Source organism: Phyllobacterium sp. T2-21, assembly GCF_055378485.1.
Genome location: NZ_AP027912.1, coordinates 1,310,797 through 1,328,316, shown reverse-complemented (window position 1 = coordinate 1,328,316; position 17,520 = coordinate 1,310,797). Strand labels below are relative to the sequence as shown.

Annotated in this window: 15 protein-coding genes; 3 read left to right on the top strand and 12 right to left on the bottom strand. The window is 60.8% G+C overall.

Annotation, left to right across the window (positions count from 1 at the left end):
* The first annotated feature begins 26 nt into the window (after nucleotides 1-26).
* Nucleotides 27-1,847 (top strand): monovalent cation:proton antiporter-2 (CPA2) family protein, encoded by a 1,821-nt coding sequence (locus tag ACZ5FP_RS06630; protein WP_464662824.1) that lies wholly within the window; start codon nucleotides 27-29, stop codon nucleotides 1,845-1,847.
* Nucleotides 1,848-1,928: 81 nt separating this feature from the next.
* Nucleotides 1,929-2,099, top strand: coding sequence for a hypothetical protein (locus tag ACZ5FP_RS06625; RefSeq protein ID WP_464662823.1), 171 nt, complete (start codon nucleotides 1,929-1,931; stop codon nucleotides 2,097-2,099).
* Nucleotides 2,100-2,143: 44 nt separating this feature from the next.
* Here ACZ5FP_RS06625 and ACZ5FP_RS06620 read toward each other — a convergent pair whose 3' ends face one another.
* The 5 genes from ACZ5FP_RS06620 to ACZ5FP_RS06600 are packed head-to-tail and all read right to left on the bottom strand — an operon-like array spanning nucleotide 2,144 to nucleotide 8,331.
* Complete coding sequence (locus ACZ5FP_RS06620; RefSeq protein ID WP_464662822.1) at nucleotides 2,144-3,046, bottom strand: patatin-like phospholipase family protein; 903 nt, start codon at nucleotides 3,044-3,046, stop codon at nucleotides 2,144-2,146.
* A 17-nt stretch (nucleotides 3,047-3,063) separates the two neighbouring features.
* Complete coding sequence (locus ACZ5FP_RS06615) at nucleotides 3,064-4,383, bottom strand: M16 family metallopeptidase (RefSeq protein WP_464662821.1); 1,320 nt, start codon at nucleotides 4,381-4,383, stop codon at nucleotides 3,064-3,066.
* Nucleotides 4,380-5,846 carry a M16 family metallopeptidase gene (locus ACZ5FP_RS06610; RefSeq protein ID WP_464662820.1) on the bottom strand — a complete coding sequence of 489 codons (1,467 nt, stop codon included), beginning with the start codon at nucleotides 5,844-5,846 and terminating at the stop codon, nucleotides 4,380-4,382. Before ACZ5FP_RS06610 ends, ACZ5FP_RS06615 begins: the two co-directional genes overlap by 4 nt.
* Before the next feature lie 56 nt (nucleotides 5,847-5,902).
* Nucleotides 5,903-6,460 (bottom strand): 16S rRNA (guanine(966)-N(2))-methyltransferase RsmD, encoded by a 558-nt coding sequence (gene rsmD / locus ACZ5FP_RS06605; RefSeq protein WP_223611663.1) that lies wholly within the window; start codon nucleotides 6,458-6,460, stop codon nucleotides 5,903-5,905.
* Between the two features lie 11 nt (nucleotides 6,461-6,471).
* A complete protein-coding gene (locus tag ACZ5FP_RS06600; RefSeq protein WP_346307505.1) occupies nucleotides 6,472-8,331 on the bottom strand; it encodes a pseudouridine synthase in 1,860 nt (619 codons plus the stop codon).
* 108 nt (nucleotides 8,332-8,439) lie between these two features.
* Here ACZ5FP_RS06600 and ACZ5FP_RS06595 point away from each other — a divergent pair, with 108 nt between their 5' ends.
* Entirely contained in the window at nucleotides 8,440-8,871 is a 432-nt protein-coding gene (locus ACZ5FP_RS06595; protein WP_223612392.1) for a nucleoside deaminase, read from the top strand.
* Here ACZ5FP_RS06595 and ACZ5FP_RS06590 read toward each other — a convergent pair.
* From ACZ5FP_RS06590 to ACZ5FP_RS06560, 7 genes are all read right to left on the bottom strand, one after another.
* Nucleotides 8,868-9,854 carry an Lnb N-terminal periplasmic domain-containing protein gene (locus ACZ5FP_RS06590; protein WP_464662819.1) on the bottom strand — a complete coding sequence of 329 codons (987 nt, stop codon included), beginning with the start codon at nucleotides 9,852-9,854 and terminating at the stop codon, nucleotides 8,868-8,870. The genes ACZ5FP_RS06595 and ACZ5FP_RS06590 overlap by 4 nt on opposite strands.
* 145 nt (nucleotides 9,855-9,999) lie before the next feature.
* Nucleotides 10,000-10,674, bottom strand: coding sequence for a hypothetical protein (locus ACZ5FP_RS06585; protein ID WP_464663201.1), 675 nt, complete (start codon nucleotides 10,672-10,674; stop codon nucleotides 10,000-10,002).
* A gap of 191 nt (nucleotides 10,675-10,865) precedes the next feature.
* Nucleotides 10,866-13,784 carry an isoleucine--tRNA ligase gene (ileS, locus tag ACZ5FP_RS06580; RefSeq protein ID WP_464662818.1) on the bottom strand — a complete coding sequence of 973 codons (2,919 nt, stop codon included), beginning with the start codon at nucleotides 13,782-13,784 and terminating at the stop codon, nucleotides 10,866-10,868.
* 282 nt (nucleotides 13,785-14,066) lie between these two features.
* On the bottom strand, nucleotides 14,067-14,915 hold the full coding sequence (locus ACZ5FP_RS06575) for a MipA/OmpV family protein (protein ID WP_346307509.1): 849 nt from the start codon (nucleotides 14,913-14,915) through the stop codon (nucleotides 14,067-14,069).
* Nucleotides 14,916-15,019: 104 nt separating this feature from the next.
* Nucleotides 15,020-16,000, bottom strand: coding sequence for a bifunctional riboflavin kinase/FAD synthetase (locus ACZ5FP_RS06570; protein ID WP_464662817.1), 981 nt, complete (start codon nucleotides 15,998-16,000; stop codon nucleotides 15,020-15,022).
* A 12-nt stretch (nucleotides 16,001-16,012) separates the two neighbouring features.
* Nucleotides 16,013-16,861 (bottom strand): TIGR01459 family HAD-type hydrolase, encoded by an 849-nt coding sequence (locus ACZ5FP_RS06565; protein WP_464663199.1) that lies wholly within the window; start codon nucleotides 16,859-16,861, stop codon nucleotides 16,013-16,015.
* Between the two features lie 227 nt (nucleotides 16,862-17,088).
* Nucleotides 17,089-17,424 carry a winged helix-turn-helix transcriptional regulator gene (locus ACZ5FP_RS06560; protein ID WP_464662816.1) on the bottom strand — a complete coding sequence of 112 codons (336 nt, stop codon included), beginning with the start codon at nucleotides 17,422-17,424 and terminating at the stop codon, nucleotides 17,089-17,091.
* Between the last annotated feature and the right edge of the window lie 96 nt (nucleotides 17,425-17,520).

Here is a 17,520-nt window from a genome sequence, read left to right as displayed (position 1 = left end):
CATTCGCAACAGACTGGGTCAGGCTCATGCTTTCACAAAGCGGCAATCTCTACTTTCAGGCTCTGGCTCTGTTGGCTGGGGCGATCATTGCCGCCCCGTTGTTCAAACGGCTCGGGCTTGGGACGGTGCTGGGTTATCTCGCGGCGGGCCTGCTGATCGGGCCGCTGGCGAATCTCATCACCGATGGCGAACAGGTCCTGCATTTTTCCGAACTGGGCGTGGTTTTCCTGCTGTTCGTGATCGGCCTCGAATTGAAACCCACGCGCCTGTGGAACATGCGCCATGCGATTTTCGGCCTCGGCGCGGCGCAGGTCATTGTTTCCGGTGCGGCATTGACCGGGCTCATCCTCGCCTTCCATCTCGTCAACTGGCAGGCGGCTCTGGTCATCGGCTTCGGCCTTGCCCTGTCGTCCACGGCGTTCGCCATGCAGATCCTGGAAGAGCGCGGCGAGACCAATATGCCGCACGGGCAGACATCCTTCGCCATCCTGCTGTTCCAGGATCTGGCGATCGTTCCCTTGCTGGCCATGATTCCCGTGCTTGCACCCGGTTCCGCCCAGCATCAGGCTGATCCGCTTGGTAAATTCCTCATCGCCGTCGTCTGCATCGGCGCCATCGTTGCGGTGGGCCGCTATCTCCTCAATCCGCTGTTCCGGTTCATCGCCAATACCGGCGCGCGGGAAGTGATGATTGCCGCCGCCCTGTTCGTCGTGCTCGGCGCCGCGCTGCTGATGCAGTTTGCCGGGCTGTCCATGGCCATGGGCGCGTTCATCGCCGGCGTCCTTCTGGCCGAATCGTCCTACCGGCACGAGCTGGAGGCGGACATCGAACCGTTCCGCGGTATTTTCCTCGGCCTGTTCTTCATGGCCGTCGGGCTGTCGATTGACCTCAAGGTCATCCTTGCCGACTGGGAGGCGATTCTTCTTGCGGTGCCCATGTTCATGGCGGTGAAGGCACTTGTCGTCTACATCCTCGCGCGGCTCTTCCGATGCAATCACAATGATGCGACCCGCATCGCCTTCTTCCTGCCGCAGGGCGGTGAGTTCGGCTTCGTCCTGTTCACCACGGCGGCGGCGGCCGGATTGCTCAGCACCTCGACGGCATCGGAGATGATCGCGGTGGTCACGCTGTCCATGGCCGTGATGCCGCTGTCGGTCGCCCTTGGCAACCGCTTCCTTGTCGACGCCCACGCGGAAGAACAGATCGACGAGGATTTCGACGGTGCTGCCGGTGCCGATGTGCTCATGATCGGCTTTTCCCGCTACGGGCAGATCGCAGCGCAGATCCTTTTGGCGGGCGGCACCAGCGTCACGCTGATCGATGCCTCGGCCGACCGCATCCGCGCCGCCTCGAAATTCGGCTTCCGCATCTATTTCGGCGATGGCACGCGCAAGGAAGTGCTGGAGGCAGCCGGTATCCGCCAGGCGAAAATCGTTGCCATCTGCACGCACAAGAAGGAGACCACCGACCGGATCGTCGAGCTCATCCAGTCGGAATATCCCGATATCAAGCTGTTCGTGCGGTCCTATGACCGGGGCCACACGCTGAAACTGCGCGCCCGCGGCGTGCAGTACGAATTGCGCGAGACCTTTGAATCAGGCCTGCTGTTCGGCCGCCGCACGCTTGAAGAGCTCGGAACCAGCGAAGATGTGGCCTACGAGATCATGGAGGACATCCGCCGCCGTGACGAGGATCGGCTGCACATCCAGGCGGCCGAAGGCCTGATGGCGGGCAATGACCTGTTGCTGACACGCCCGGTCACGCCGGAGCCGCTGATCAAGCCGACCCGCGAATCCAAGCGCATCGACACGGAAGAGATGCTTCCCGATCCTGAGCCGGCGGAGTGAGGTCGGTAAGACTACGGATTCTGATAAAACCGTGATCCTGATAAAAAGCGACGAATGTACACTCAGTCAGGCTCATTTATCATGGTGACATTCGCACTTGCAGCCGCCGACAAACCAAAACCCGCCCTGCATCGCGGGTTTTGGACAGGAAAGCGCAACCGTTTTGCCATGGCACTCCTGTGGTATGGTATGGCAGCGCTCGGAATAGGTTTCTGGTGGGCCGTCTATCTCGAGGTATTGTCGTTCCTGTGAATAGACGCGGCCAACGGAACAGGCCACCTCTTGAGTATAAGCCGCTATTCCTGTTCGGCATGTTCCGTATAGGCAATGGCGGCATCAACAGCCCGCTTCAATTCATCCTTGATACCAATCGACTCGTTCAGCACCTGTTCGACCCGCAGAAAATCCAGCACGCCAAACCGGGCAACGCTGGGCCGCAGGAAAATTGCAGGCGGATCGGTCCGCAACCGCGTGGCGATGATCGACTGCATCATCAGCTGGCTCGCGCCGAACATCGCGTCAATCGATGACGGAAACTTGCGGCCGTCGCCTTCCGGGCCGCCGACCACATCGATACCGATGACGAACTGGGCCCTGTCCTTGAGATGATCGAAGGGCACCGGATTGTAGATGCCACCGTCGATCAGCACACGGTCGTCGCGGCGCACCGGACGGAACAGCGCCGGGATGGCCGCGGAAGCGGCTATGGCGCTGAAGAGATCGCCCTGATGGATGGGAATTTCCCGTTGACCGTAAAAATCCGTTGCGGTGACGCTGAGCGGAATGGGCAGTTCCTCGAACGTATCGGGTATCTGTTCCGGCAGGAATGTCTTGAGCAGCTTTTCGATGTTGAACTGGCTGAAGCGGATGCCGCCGCCGAACATTTCGCCAAAGGTCGCCGGGCGCAGGCGCCAGAGCCGCGCGGCGATTTCGGCGCGCCGCGACAATGTTGCCACCGCATAGTCGCGTATGTCCCGGCCGGACATGCCCGCTGCCATGCCCGCGCCCATGATGGCGCCGATGGAGGAACCGGAAATGGCGACCGGCCTGATGCCGAGCTCGTCCAGCGCCTCGATGACGTTGATGTGCGCCAGTCCCCTCGCCCCGCCGCCGCCAAAAGCAATCGCAAAGCTTGGCGAACTGCTGACGACGCCGGTTCCCGCAGAACCGGAAACACTTTCGAGATCGCGTGCGCTCATGTCATATCCCCGGCTGATCAGGATTGGGGCGGCCCGATGATCAGAATGGCCGGATCGGTTTCAAGCAGTTTCCGCGCCGCTGCCTTCACCTGATCCAATGTCACAGCATTGATCAGATCCGCGCGCTTGTCGATATAGTCGCGGCCCAGATGCTCATCCTGCAGGCCGATCAGCGTGCTGGCGACGGCCGATGACGAATCCAGATTGTTGATGGCATAGGAGCCGACGAGATATTTCTTGGCCTCGACCAGTTCCTGCTCGGTCGGACCGTCCTTGGCCATGCGGGCAACCTCATCCTTGAGGATCTGCAGGGTTTCCCCGGACCGGTCGGAGCGGGTTGCCGTGGATATGGTCAGGGCGGCCATGTGATCCCTGCTGATGAGGGCTGAACCGGCGGAATAGGCAAGGCCGCGCTTCTCGCGCACTTCGCTGTAAATTCTCGAGGAGAAGGTACCGCCGCCCAGAATGTGATTCATGATGTAGGCCGGGAAGAAATCCGCATCCTGACGCCGCACGCCCGGATAGACCATGGAAATGGATGTCTGCGGCAGGGGATAGTCGACGCGGGTTGTCTTGCCCAAGGCCAGCTTGGCATCGCCAATCGGATCAAGCTGGGCCTTGTCCGGCAGATCACCAAACACCTTGTCGAGCAGCGGTCCCAGCTGTTCCGGACTGATTGCGCCGACAACACCGACAATAAGATGGTCACGGGCAAAGACCCGCTTGTGATAAGCGGCGAGATCATCACGGGTGATCGATGCCAGGCTGGCTTCGGTGCCCTGCGACTGGCGGCCATAGGGATGATCGCCATACAACGCTTCGGCGAACTTGCGGCCGGCGATGGTGTTCGGATCGCGCTCGGCGGCTTTGATGTTGGCGACCACCTGCTGGCGGATCCGGTCAATCGGCGCCTGATCGAAGCGCGGCTTATTGACGGCGAGCGCCAAGAGATCGACCGCTTCATCGCGCTTGTCGGCAAGCATGCGCATGGCGCCGGAAATGCGGTCGTCCCCGGCACTGAAGCTCATTTCAGCGCCGACATCGTCAAGCTTTTCCTGAAACGTATCGGAATCGAGATCGCCGGCACCTTCATCGAAAAGGCCGGTCATCAGATTGGCGAGGCCTTCCTTGCCCTTGGGATCCTGCGCCGAACCGCCCTGAAAGGAAAACCGCAGGGCAATCAGCGGAACGAAGTCATCCTGCACCAGCCAGGCGCGAATTCCCTTGGGAGAAACGACTTCCTTGATTTCCACGGCATAGACCGGCGCCACGGCGAGGATGACCAGCAGCAAGGCGGCGGCCATCCGGTTGAAAGCGGGTGTCAACAGGCGGATCATTGGATGACTCCCTCGGTCTGTGGTTGCATCGGCGCGGTCTCACCCGTCGACGGCATCTTCTCGTCAGGCTTGCCGTTCTCCGGCATCAGGTAACTGGTCACCGAGCGCGAATCGACGAGATAGCGCTTGGCCACGTCCTGAATATCCTGAACCTTCACCGCCTGGATGCGATCCGGCCATTCCTGAATGTCCTTGATCGTCTGACCGGTCGACAGCGTCGAGCCATAGATGCGGGCCATGCCCGCCTGGCTGTCACGGGCAAAGATAACGCTCTTCAGAAAGCGGTTGCGGGCTTTCTCCAGTTCATCTGCTGTAATGCCGTCCTTGATGATGCGGGCAATCTGCGCATCCACGCCGGCTTCCACCTGCTGCAGGGAGGCTGAACCGCGCGGTGCGCCATAGACGGCAAATGTGCCGTCATCGAGCGCGCCGCCCTGGTAATAGACGCCGGCGCTGGCGGCCAATCCATCCTGCACGACCAGTGCCTGATAGACGCGGCTGCGCGTGGACCCGCCGAGGATTTCGCTCAGGAGGTCAAGCGCCTCGGCTTCACCGGGCTTGGCATTGTTATAGGATGGCACCAGCCATATTTTCTGAAAACTTGGCTGCGATACGCGCGGGTCGGCAAGGGATACGGTGCGCTTGGTGTTCTGTTCCGGTTCCTGCGGCCGCATGCGTTTGCCGGGTTCCGAACGGCGCGGCACCTTGCCATAGGTCTTTTCCGCCAGCGCCTTGACCGCCGCTGCATCGACATCGCCCGAGACAACCAGCGTCGCATTGTTTGGCGTGTAGAATTTTTCGTAGAAGGCGAGCGCATCCTTGAGGTTGAGCTGCTGCATCTCGTGCAACCAGCCGATAACCGGGAAGCGGTAGGGGTGGTTCTGATAGAGCGTCGCGTTGACCTCCTCCGACAGCAGGGCGGCGGGATTGGTATCGGTGCGCGACCGGCGCTCTTCGAGCACCACGTCGCGCTCGGTCTTCACCACATCCTCGTTCAGGATGAGGTTTTCCATGCGGTCCGCCTCATAGGTCATGACCATTTCAAGCGCCTGCGGCGACACCTGCTGGAAGAAGGCGGTGTAATCATAGGAGGTGAACGCATTCTCGCGGCCGCCGATTTCAGCCACCTTGCGGGAGAATTCACCGGCCGGATAGGTCTTGGTGGCCTTGAACATCAGATGTTCGAAGAAATGCGCAATGCCCGACTTGCCCGGGTCTTCGTCGGCTGATCCGACATGATACCAGAGCATATGGGTAACGACCGGCGCGCGATGGTCGGGTATCACCACCACTTCGAGACCATTGTCCAAACGGAAGGACGAGACACCGGCACTATCGGCCTTTTGGACCTCCGCGGTGAGCTGCGCCATCGTCTGGGCATATGCGGGAAGAATGAAACCGGCGGTCGATACTGTTCCGGCCAAAACCAATGCCGCAATGGTACGGCTCACTATTTGCGACATCAATCTTCCTTCGCAATTCTGTTCAAAGCCGGAAGTTTTCCGGTCCGGTCGTTTGCTTAGCCGTTCAACGTGACAAATCGTATGATTGTTCCGCCGTAGTGGCGTTCTTCGGCCACCGAGAATCGCGAATCCAGGTTGATCACGGCCTCGGCTTCTTCTTCAAGCACGAGAAGTGTGTCGGGATTGAGCCAGCCGCCTTCAAGAGCGGATTTGAAGGCGAGTTCGCCCAGGCCCTTGCCATAGGGCGGGTCGGCAAAAACGAGATCGAACGGCTCGATCGTGCCGGCATCGCCGAGTTTGGCGGCATCGCGGCGGAAAATCTTGGTGTTGCCCAGCAAACCGAAGGCTTCGACATTGGTGCGGATCAGGCCGCGCCCTTCCGTCGACTCCTCGATGAAGACGCCATAGCGCGCGCCCCGCGATATGGCTTCAAGCCCCAGGGCGCCCGTGCCGGCGAAAAGGTCCAGCACGCGCGTCGCTTCAAACTTTTCCGGATAATTGTGCACCAGAATGTTGAACAGGCTTTCCCGCGTCCGGTCCGTGGTCGGCCGGATGGCATTGGTATTCGGCGTCGCCAATGCCCGCCCGCGAAATTTGCCGCCGACAATCCGCATCAAGTCCACGCCTATGGCTTGGGCTTGCGTGGCGGACGGCCTGCGCCACCGCCGGAACCGCCGCGCGGGCCTTTGGGAGCGCCCGATGGCGCACCACGCGGTGCCGCGCCTTTCGGTCCGCCATAGGGCCGGTCACCGGAGCGGCCATCCTGCCGGGTTGGGCGGCCACTGGTGCCGTATGGACGTTCGGCGCGATTGGGGCGCTCGGACTGGAAGGACGGCTTGCCGCCGGCGGCTTCCCGCTCCTTCAGTTCGGCGCGTTCGCGCTTGCCCACCCGTGGCGGGCGCGGTGGACGCGGGCCATCGCGAGAACCTTCCGGCCGATCCGATCCGAAGGAACGCTTCGGACGCTCGGCCCGCTCGTCATCGCCGCGAGGCGGGCGCGGGGAATAGCTGCGCGGCTTGTCGCCGCCCGCATAGGCACCGGCAGGACGTTCACGCTGCGGCCGGTCACCCGCAGGACGCGCGGAACCTTCCTCGAAACGGCGCGGCCGTTCCGTGCGTGGTGCATCGGAGTGGCGGCGCTCGCCCCGCGGTTCGCCGGTCTTTGCCTTGGGTTTGCCAACCGGGCGCGCGCCCGGCGCCATCCAGACATTGGCCGAACGGGCACGTGGAGGCGCGGCCTCTTCAGCCTTTGCGCCGCGCGCACCCTTGGGGCCAGCGGCATCGCGCGGCTTGCGGTCGTCCGCACGCGGTGCACGGGCCGGACGTTCGTCGCGGCCGCCGCGTGCGTCGCGCGAGGCTCCTGGCCGTTCGCTGCGATCGGTCGTCAGGCGCGACAGGCCTTCCTCGCGCCTTTCGTCCTTGGACTTGCGCGGGCCACGGCTTTTCGCCACCGGCGCACTCGATATCCATTCGGAGGAACGGCGCGCCGGACGATCGGCAGCCGGCTGCTGTACCGCTTCGCCCTTCACCGCATCGTTGGAAAAGACATTGATGATCGGCGCTTCGAAATCGGCACCGGATTCTTCGATCAGGCGCTCGCCAAGCTGGTCGCGCAGCGTACGGCCGTTCATTTCCCGCACCGAACCCTCGGGCAGATCGCCAAGCTGGAACGGGCCATAGGAAATGCGGATCAGGCGATTGACGGACAGGCCAAGCGCACCGAGCACATTCTTGACTTCGCGGTTCTTACCCTCGCGCAGTCCCATCATGATCCAGACATTGGAGCCCTGCTCGCGTTCGAGCGTGGCTTCGATCGCGCCGTAGAACACGCCTTCGACGGCAATGCCGTCCTTCAGCGTATCGAGCTTTTCCTGGGTCACGCTGCCATGGGCACGCACGCGGTAGCGGCGCAGCCAGCCCGTGGACGGCAGTTCAAGCGCACGCGACAGGCCGCCATCATTGGTCAGCAGCAGAAGACCTTCGGTATTGATATCCAGACGTCCGACGGAAAGGACACGCGGCATATCCTTCGGCAGGGATTCGAAAACCGTCTGGCGTCCTTCCGGATCGCGGTTGGTAGTCACCAGACCGGCCGGCTTGTGGTAGAGCCACAGGCGCGTGCGTTCTTTCTGCGGCAACGGCTTGCCGTCGACTTCGATGCGGTCTTCACGCTTGACATTGATCGCGGGGCTGGCAAGCACCTTGCCATTGACCGAGATACGGCCTGCAGCAATCATTGTCTCGGCTTCGCGGCGCGAGGCTATGCCTGCGCGGGCAAGGCGCTTGGCGATGCGCTCGCTGTCGTCGACCGGCGCTTCCTCATGCGATGATCTGCGCGGACCGCGCGTCGCGGGATCCCGCGCTCCGTCATCGAACTTGCGCGGAGCCGGACGGCCACCGCGGCCGCCATCGGCGCCCTTCTTGTCGAAGCTGCGCTTTTCAAAGGGACGTTTACCGCCCTTTCCGTCATCATTTGAACTGGTCATGGAATGTTTGCCTTTCAGCGGGGCTAACTACCAGCTATGACGGCAGCTTGCGAGTAAATTCTGGACCATGAGTGCAGCGTGAACCAAAAAACTGATCCTATGGGCCCCATGGACCTTGCCCTGGCCGAGGCGAAGGCAGCGGCAAAACGCGGCGAAGTGCCCGTCGGTGCCGTTCTGGTGAAGGACGGCGTGGTTCTGGCCCAGGCCGGAAACCGCACCCGGGAACGCAACGATCCCACCGCCCATGCGGAGATTCTGGTCATCCGGCAGGGCTGCGAAGCGCTGAACGATGAGCGTCTGACGGGTTGCGATCTCTATGTCACGCTCGAGCCGTGCACGATGTGCGCTGCCGCCATTTCCTTCGCCCGTATCCGGCGATTGTACTACGGGGCGCAGGACATCAAGGGCGGCGGCGTGGAAAACGGCGCGCGATTTTTTGCCCAGCCCACCTGCCATCACGCGCCGGAGGTCTATTCCGGCTTCCGCGAACAGGAAGCTGAAACCATCCTCAAGGAATTCTTCCGCGCAAAGCGGCTCTAATTATCGACGCGTATCCGGGCGGTAAAGTCTTCCGCCTTGTCGGCATCCATGGCGCGCTGATTGATCAAAGCCGCCTCGATCTCCGCTTCGAGCGGCTTGCTCCGGTCGATGGCACCAAGATCATAGAGATAACCGGGCAGGTAACCGGAAAGGATGACGCGGTAGTCCAGCGGCACTCCGGGCGTGATTGCCCGGATCATGTCAAAGATCACCGTCGTGCAATTGGCCGTCACCGTGTTGTAGAATTGCGCCTGCTTGGACAGCCGGTTGCCGGTGTCGAGGTAGGACAGAAACAGCGCCTGCCGCATTTCCGGTGTCAGGTTGACCCGATACCGATACACATCCTCCTTGCGGATATTGCTGCGCAGCCGGATGATGTCGCGCTCGTCGGCGGCGATCATCGCCAGCTCGAACTGTTTGAAAAAGCCGCCGATTTCCGAGAACTGCTCGTGCCGCTTCTTGCGGATCTCGGCCGAGAAAACCACCTGATCACCATTGTTGAAACCGAAACTCACCAGCGTATGCGCAATGGCCGGGCTCGACCAGTACGACAGAAACACATCCACCGAAGCCAGATTTTCCAGATCATAGGACCGGACTTCCCAGCGCGGCGTGTAATCCGTCTGGCTGCGCCATTCGAAATTGCGGACATTGGCCAGCGTCACATGATTGCCCACCAGTGTTCCCGTAACGGTCTGCGCCACGTCATCCGCCCAGATGCGATTGAGCGACGGAGTTATGGTGCTCCACCAGAACAGGAGGGCCGCCATGACCGGAATGAGCACAATCAGGGCGCGCCGAACCCGCCCCGTCACCTCGAGCCAAAGAACCACAAGCCCGATCAGGACCCAGACAATCACACCGCCCGTCACACCGGGCAGGTCCAGAGGAAGTTGATACCAGAGCGCAAATCCGCCCCAGAAAAAACCGAAGGCTGTCAGGAGAATGAGAATAATCAATCCGGGAAGACGCAAAAGACGCAAGATCGGTGGCCCTCAACTGACAAGCTGTGACGCAATAGTCTCGGTACATCAAGGCAAAGGCAAGACGCTTTCTGACGTCCCAAAAAAGAAAGGCTCCCTGAAGGAGCCTTTCACGTGTCATGCAGCGGTTCAAATTCCGGTGGCATCAATTCCAGGGAATGAGGTTCTTGAAGCTGAAGCCCTTGTCCTTGCGGGCAGCGGCCTTGCGGTCGCGTTCCTTCTTGGCTTCGTCTTCGCCAAGCTCATCGGCAGCGGCCGTCGCCGCCGGCGCGCGATAGGCCAGCGGCGGCTCGCTCAGATAACGCCGCGTGGTCGCCGAACCGGCGGTCGAAGCAAGGCGGCGGGCGCGGAATTCCGCAGACTGCTTGCTTGCCGTGCTCACGCCCGAGGGAGGCGGGTTTCTGTCGTTGTAGACGCCATGCTCGCCATTATCGACAGCCCGTGTTGCGGGCGGCGTGTCATTTTCGATCTGCGGCACATAGTTGGGATTGTTCTGATTGGCCGTAGCGTCATCACGCAAACGCTTGCGCCGCTGTTCCGGCGATTCCGGCCACTTCGTAGCGTTCGCGGCGACGGCATTTTCCTGCGGCGCAGGCAACTGGCCTGGCTTGCCAGCGACAGGGCGAACGAGATCCGGGCGCGGATTATAGGTTATCGGGTCTTTTTTCTTGGGACTGAACGAAGCGATATTGGAAACGTCGTCCAGCAACTGGCTTCCAGATGTCTTGTTGGTGCCATAGGTTGGTGACGACATGCACCCGGCCAGCGTCAAGGACGCTAGCATTGCACCAAGAACCGTAATACGTCCGTTCAAATCCATACTCGCCACTTTCGCCTCAAGCTCATATTGCCGACTCCGCCGAGTCAATATGCTTGATCAATGCCCTGCCTGTTAAATCAGGCAACTCAATGGCAAGCCTTTTACATGAGGCCCGTCCCAATAAGCAAGCCGAAGCAACCTATTGTTAAGCAAAATGCGGATCATCCAGAGAATGATCCGCATTTATACACTTAAATGGCGAGTTTGCCGAGTTTTGCCAGTTCATGCAGTGCCGCCGCGTCACGGGCCGAGACATCCGGGTAGGCCGGATCGGAGCCAACATCATGGGTATAACGCCATGAACGGGCACATTTTGTACCCGATGCGCGCTCGGGAACGACCGCCACGCCCTTCACGTCCTCGGCAATGAATGCGCCAGCCGGAGCCGCTTCGTTCCTGATCGTGATGGCGCTGGTGATGCAGATTTCGGCCATATCGAGATCGGAAACGGCAGCAAACAGTTCCGGATCGCTGACAAAAACCACCGGCGCCGCCTCGAGCGACGAACCGATGCGCTTGTCCGCGCGCTCCAGTTCCAGTGCACCGGTGACGGCGCGCCGGACGTCCCGCACCTTGCGCCACTTCTCGGCCAGGGCTTCGTTCTTCCATTCGGCCGGCGTCGCACGGAACTGCTCGAGATGAACAGAGACGGCGGCGGGATACTGGTCGAGCCAGGCTTCCTCCGTGGTGAATGGCAGCATGGGCGCAAGCCAGGTCACCAGACGGTCGAACAGGTGACGCACAACCTGCAGGGACGCACGGCGCTTGATGCTGGACGGCGCGTCGCAATACAGCGCATCCTTGCGGATATCGAAATAGAACGCCGACAATTCGACGTTCATGAAATCGATCAGGGAACGCGTGATGCGCTTGAATTCGAAGGCATCATAGCTCGAGCGGACCACCTCATCGAGCTCGGCGAGACGGTGCAGCATCAGCTTTTCCAGTTCCGGCATATCAGCATAGGCGATTTCATCCCCGGCATCGTGGGCCAGGGTGCCAAGCATCCAGCGGATGGTGTTGCGCAGCTTGCGATAGGAATCGATGTTCGTCTGGATGATGTTCTTGCCCAGACGCTGGTCTTCCCAATAATCCGTGGTCATGACCCACAGGCGCAGGATATCGGCGCCGGAATCCTTGATCACATCCTGCGGCGTGACCGTATTGCCGAGCGACTTCGACATTTTGCGCCCCTCCTCGTCCATGGTGAAACCATGGGTGACGAGGGTGTTGTAGGGCGCACGGCCGCGGGTACCGCAGCTTTCCAGCAGCGACGAGTGGAACCAGCCGCGATGCTGGTCGGAGCCTTCCAGATAGACATCGGCAGGCCATTTCAGGTCAGGACGATCTTCCAGCGTGAAGACATGGGTCGAGCCGGAGTCAAACCAGACATCGAGAATGTCGCGCACCTGCACCCACGGCTCGTTTGCCTTTTCGCCAAGGAAACGCGCGCGCGCGCCTTCGGCAAACCAGGCATCGGCGCCTTCCTGTTCGAATGCTTCGAGAATGCGGGCATTGACCGCATCGTCCTTGAGCACGTTGCCATTCTCATCGGCAAACACGCAGATCGGCACACCCCAGGCGCGCTGGCGCGACAGGACCCAGTCGGGACGGTCTTCGATCATGGCACGCAGCCGGTTCTGGCCGCCCGCGGGTACGAAACGGGTCTCGTCGATCGCCGCCAGGGCGCGCGAACGCAATGTGGTCAGATCGCCCAGATCCTTGTCCATATAGACAAACCATTGCGGCGTGTTGCGGAAGATGACCGGCTTCTTCGAACGCCACGAATGCGGATATGAGTGCTTCAGCCGGCCGCGGGCAAACAGTGCACTGCGCGCGATAAGCTCCTCGATAACGGCCTTGTTGGCATCGCCTTTCTTGCCGTTGTCGTCGATGACGCGCGCGGCTCCGCCTTCGCGGTCCGGACCAAAGCCCGGAGCGTCCTTGGTATAGAAACCGGCATCATCAACGGTGAAGGGGATAGCCGGAGAAATACCCTTCGCCTCAAGTTCACGCGCTGCAGCGGTCCAGGCGTCAAAGTCCTCGCGGCCGTGGCTTGGGGCGGTATGCACGAAGCCAGTACCGGCATCGTCGGTGACGTGATCACCGGCAACCAGCGGAACCACAAATTCATAGCCGCCGCCCAGCCCCTTGAAAGGATGCGCCAGGGTCATGGCGGCAAACTCGCCGGCCGCAACGGTCTTGATCCGCTTGAAGGTCAGCTTGGCCTTGGCCGCGGATTCCTCCGCAAGCGCGTCGGCGAAGATCAGCCTTTCGCCCGGCCGGGGTCCAAAATCATTTTCAGCGGTTTCGACCTCGTAAAGCCCATAGGCAATGCGCGGGGAATAGCTGACCGCACGGTTTCCCGGGATGGTCCATGGTGTCGTGGTCCAGATCACCACATGCGCCGCGCCGAGATCGCCCGCGCCATTTGCGACCGGGAATTTCACCCAGATGGTGTCGCTTTCATAGTCCTGATACTCGACCTCGGCTTCCGCCAGCGCCGTGCGCTCGACCACCGACCACATGACCGGCTTCGAACCGCGATAGAGCTGGCCCGACATGGCGAATTTCAGCAATTCCCCGGCGATGCGGCTTTCCGCATGGAAAGCCATCGTCGTATAGGGATTGTCGAAATCGCCCTCGATGCCGAGGCGCTTGAATTCGGCGGACTGGATCTTGATCCAATTGGCGGCGAACTCACGGCACTCCTTGCGGAATTCGTTGATCGGCACGTCGTCCTTGTCCTTGCCCTTGGCGCGGTACTGTTCCTCGATCTTCCATTCGATCGGCAGGCCGTGGCAATCCCAGCCGGGAACATAATTGGAATCGAAACCGCGCATCTGGAACGAGCGGGTGATGACGTCCTTGAGGATCTTGTTCAGCGCATGGCCGATATGGATATTGCCATTGGCATAGGGAGGACCGTCATGCAGCACATAGAGCGGGCGCCCCTTCCCGTCTTCGCGCAATTTCCTGTAGAGATTCATCTCGCCCCAGCGCTTGACGAATTCCGGCTCCTTGGCGGGCAGGCCGGCGCGCATCGGAAAATCGGTCTGCGGCAGATAAAGTGTTTTCGAATAGTCGAGTGGGTTGGCGGTGTCGGTCATTTTTCCAGCTTGTGAACAGGCCCGCGCGTGATCGCAGCAGGCAAAGATGTGACGAAAATCAAAAAAGAGCGCGATGGCGCATCCGGAAAACCCGGACCTTCCGCACCCGCAAGCCTAGGCTTCAGGCAAACCGGAAGGCCGGGCCAGTAATTCGTGGTGTCTGAAGCGGTATGGACTGTGCAAGGGTCCAGGAAACAGTTTTCATGAGCGCGCTTTTAGCAATCACTGCTTCCAGAATAAAGGGGCTGACGCAATAAACTTCGCATCAGCCCGATATATCGGTCAAAGCGCGAAGTCGAAGCGGTAGGTTGCCTGCAGGCCGAAGGTCGCCTGATTGGCCGACCCGCGCTCCTTGACGATGCTGGAATCGGCTGCCGGTCCCATCAGGCGGCTATACTCCGCATAGGCACTGGTTTCGATCTTGTCCGTCGCCTTCCAGGTGATCTGGCCGCCGAGACCAAGCGATTTCAGACCGCCGCCATCGGGACGGTAGGTCGACAGGCCGGATGCAGCCGCTTCCGTCGGGTTCACCCCATAATACTGCTTGAAGTAATCCCGCGACGCCACGGTGGCGCGCGGCCCGGCCGAAACGCGCACGGTCGGCGTCAGGTCCTTGAAGGCATCGACGGCAAAGTCGGCAACGACGCCGTCATGCGAACCGATACCCCGGCGCACCTCGACACGGCCGCGAATATTGTCCGTCGGATAGAATTCGGCGAATCCGCCCACTTCCACACCCCAATCGACATCATGCACGCCCTTGAGATTCGCGTCGCCGCTGTCGCGGCCGGTGATCAGCTTGCCGGTGATACCGGTGCGGAACACGCCCGTATCGATCAGGCCGATCGACGCATTGTCATTGAGGGAGCTGAAACGGGCGGCGGCTCCGGCACGGCCCAGCGAGATAACCGGCGCGGCCCGCAGAAGATAGTCCTTTGCGCCTTCATAGCGCGGGGCGATGAAGCCCTTGGCGCCGAGGGTCAGATACCAGTCACCCGACCACCAATGCTGGCGAGGCGCAGCCGCCGTCTGGTTCTGCTGGCCTTCGTAATAATAATCATCGGCAGAGCCCGGGACGGCACCGGCAAGTATAAGGGCGCCCGAAAGAGCGGCGACGAGACGAACATGCATGAAATCACTCCAAAATTTCGCCTGGGAGGGCGGCAGATTTGAGAATGACGCTAGCGAAGGATAGATAAAATTGGATTTATTCTTATGGTAAACAATTTACCGTTTCATCGAAAATTAATCGTGTCGTCCAGAGCGGATAACGGTTTCACTCCCTGCAACAGAGCACGCGCTTCTTCCTCGTCGCGCCTGATCTGCTGCATCATCGGCTCAAGCCCATCGAACTTTTCCTCGCCGCGCAAATAGCCGAAGAACGAAACCGCGCAGATTTCGCCGTAGAGATTGCCGGTGAAATCGAAGACATAGGTTTCGAGCAGCGGCGCGCCATCGGTATCCACGGTCGGCCTGCGGCCAAAGCTGGCCACACCGTCATGGAGCGTGCCGTCCGCACGGCGAAAACGCACGGCATAAATGCCTTCCTGCAGATGCGTCTCGGGTGGCAGCACCATATTGGCCGTGGGGAAGCCGATCGTGCGGCCAAGCTGCTTGCCATGCACCACTTCCGCGCGAATCCGGTGGCGGTACCCCAGAAGCCCCGACGCTTCGACAATGTCGCCCGCACCCAGAAGTTCGCGAATGCGGCTGGATGAAATGGCCTGTCCGCCCTCGTCACGGAATGCATCGACGAGCGTGACCTGAAAGCCGCGCTTTTCCCCGGCATCCATGAGAAAGGCCGGACCGCCCTGCCGTCCCTTGCCGAAGTGGAAGTCAAACCCCGCCACGATACGGCTCGCTCCAAGACCGGCAACGAGAATCTCGTCCACGAACACATCGGCCGTGAGCTGCGAGAAATCCCGGGTGAAATGGCACTCCACCACGGCGTCGAAACCGAGCGCTTCCAGGATGGAAGCTTTTTCCGCCGCGGGTGTCAGCCGGTCGACCGGCTGATCCGGCACGAAGACGCTGCGCGGATGCGGCTCGAAGGTCAGAACCAGCGAAGGCTTTCCGGCGGCGTGGGCGGCATCAAGCGCCCGCCCCAGAACAGCCTGATGGCCGCGATGCACACCGTCAAAATTACCGATCGCCACCACGGCGCCCTTCAGATGCTGCGGCAGATGCGAAGGGTCGGTCAGGCGTAGAATCGGCATGGTGCGTGTACCTCAGGCGAGAGCCGGCATGGTGGCAACGGGGTTGCTGCCATGCTTCTTGAGAAAGCCGAGCAGCTTTTCCAGATCAAATATGCCGCCTCTCACATAATCGCCGGCGTGAATGCCGCCGGAAATATAGAGCACGTCGATTCCGAAGAGATCGGCGCCCTTCACATCCGTCAGCATGCCGTCACCAATGGCGAGCACGCGCGCGAGGTCGACCGGCTCGCCGCGCACGGCCTCCGCCGCGGCAATGGCCGCTTCGTAAATGGGGCGATGCGGCTTTCCGGCAATGAGCGTGCGCCCGCCCAACTGGCCATAATCGCGCGCGAGGGCACCCGCGCACCAGATCAGCCGGTCGCCGCGCTCGACGACGATGTCGGGATTGGCGCAGATGAACGGCAGGTTGCGCGAGCGAAAGCGCGTGAGCATGTCGGCATAGTCGTCCGGACCTTCGGCATCATCATCGAAGAAGCCGGTGCAGACCACGACATCCGCTTCACGCTCTTCGGTCAGCTCGACATCAAGCCCTTCATACAACGTTTCATCGCGTTCCGGCCCCAGATGGAACACACGGCGCGGCGCGTTGCGGATCAGGTCGCGCGTGACATCGCCCGACGTGACGATGCGGTCATAGGCGGCATCCGGCACACCGAGCATCTTGATCTGCTGGGCCACACCGGCGAAGGGACGCGGCGCATTGGTGATCAGGATCACCGTCTGCCCGGCTTCCCGTGCCCGCTGCAACGCGTTGGACGCGGCCGCGAAGGAATCAATACCATTGTGCAGAACACCCCAGACATCACACAGGAGAACATCATATCGGTCTCTGAGCGCATCGAGACGCTGCAAATGTACCATGTCGGTCATGCCGATCCTTTCAGATTGCCGGAGCGAATAAGATGGCATCGCTTAGCCGATAGCGGCAATCGTGTCACCTGTGATTGTCGCTTCTGGCTCTTCAGTTCATCTGGAATGTGGCAGAACAATCGTGCGTGGTTCGACAAGCTCACCATGAGAGAGGTGGTTTGATTGCAGCCCGCAAACTTCCCTCATGGTGAGCTTGTCGAACCACGCACCTCTGGTAATTACGCTGCAGCCTTGACGTAGCCGCGGCTGGCCAGCCGGTCACCGCATTCGCCGAGCACATCGACCAGCGTCTTGAGATGCCGCCCCTCCTCCGTCAGGCTGTATTCGACACGCACCGGAACCTGCGGGATGATCGTGCGGGTCACGTAACCGGCCTCTTCGAGGGCGCGCAGGTCCAGGGTGAGCATGCGCTGAGAAATTTTCGGCATGTCACGGCGCAGTTCGCTGAAACGCTTCGTTCCCTCCAGCAGATAGTAGATGAGCAGGATGCGCCAGCGCCCGCCCAGCACCAGCATGGCATTTTCGACGGGGCATTCGGAAACCAGGTCTTTCATGACGACCATTCCATCTGATTGTTGGTATAAAATTTGTACCAACATGACATTTTTGTGCCTTCTTTACAATAGTGACCGATATCGCCATCTTCATTT

What these genes read in the sequence shown, in the direction of transcription:
- ACZ5FP_RS06630 (WP_464662824.1), top strand. Translation starts at nt 27, where the DNA reads ATGCTTTCACAAAGCGGCAATCTCTACTTTCAGGCTCTGGCTCTGTTG.
- ACZ5FP_RS06625 (WP_464662823.1), top strand. Translation starts at nt 1,929, where the DNA reads ATGGTGACATTCGCACTTGCAGCCGCCGACAAACCAAAACCCGCCCTG.
- ACZ5FP_RS06620 (WP_464662822.1), bottom strand. Translation starts at nt 3,046, where the DNA reads ATGAGCGCACGCGATCTCGAAAGTGTTTCCGGTTCTGCGGGAACCGGC.
- ACZ5FP_RS06615 (WP_464662821.1), bottom strand. Translation starts at nt 4,383, where the DNA reads ATGATCCGCCTGTTGACACCCGCTTTCAACCGGATGGCCGCCGCCTTG.
- ACZ5FP_RS06610 (WP_464662820.1), bottom strand. Translation starts at nt 5,846, where the DNA reads ATGTCGCAAATAGTGAGCCGTACCATTGCGGCATTGGTTTTGGCCGGA.
- rsmD (WP_223611663.1), bottom strand. Translation starts at nt 6,460, where the DNA reads ATGCGGATTGTCGGCGGCAAATTTCGCGGGCGGGCATTGGCGACGCCG.
- ACZ5FP_RS06600 (WP_346307505.1), bottom strand. Translation starts at nt 8,331, where the DNA reads ATGACCAGTTCAAATGATGACGGAAAGGGCGGTAAACGTCCCTTTGAA.
- ACZ5FP_RS06595 (WP_223612392.1), top strand. Translation starts at nt 8,440, where the DNA reads ATGGACCTTGCCCTGGCCGAGGCGAAGGCAGCGGCAAAACGCGGCGAA.
- ACZ5FP_RS06585 (WP_464663201.1), bottom strand. Translation starts at nt 10,674, where the DNA reads ATGGATTTGAACGGACGTATTACGGTTCTTGGTGCAATGCTAGCGTCC.
- ileS (WP_464662818.1), bottom strand. Translation starts at nt 13,784, where the DNA reads ATGACCGACACCGCCAACCCACTCGACTATTCGAAAACACTTTATCTG.
- ACZ5FP_RS06575 (WP_346307509.1), bottom strand. Translation starts at nt 14,915, where the DNA reads ATGCATGTTCGTCTCGTCGCCGCTCTTTCGGGCGCCCTTATACTTGCC.
- ACZ5FP_RS06570 (WP_464662817.1), bottom strand. Translation starts at nt 16,000, where the DNA reads ATGCCGATTCTACGCCTGACCGACCCTTCGCATCTGCCGCAGCATCTG.
- ACZ5FP_RS06565 (WP_464663199.1), bottom strand. Translation starts at nt 16,861, where the DNA reads ATGGTACATTTGCAGCGTCTCGATGCGCTCAGAGACCGATATGATGTT.
- ACZ5FP_RS06560 (WP_464662816.1), bottom strand. Translation starts at nt 17,424, where the DNA reads ATGAAAGACCTGGTTTCCGAATGCCCCGTCGAAAATGCCATGCTGGTG.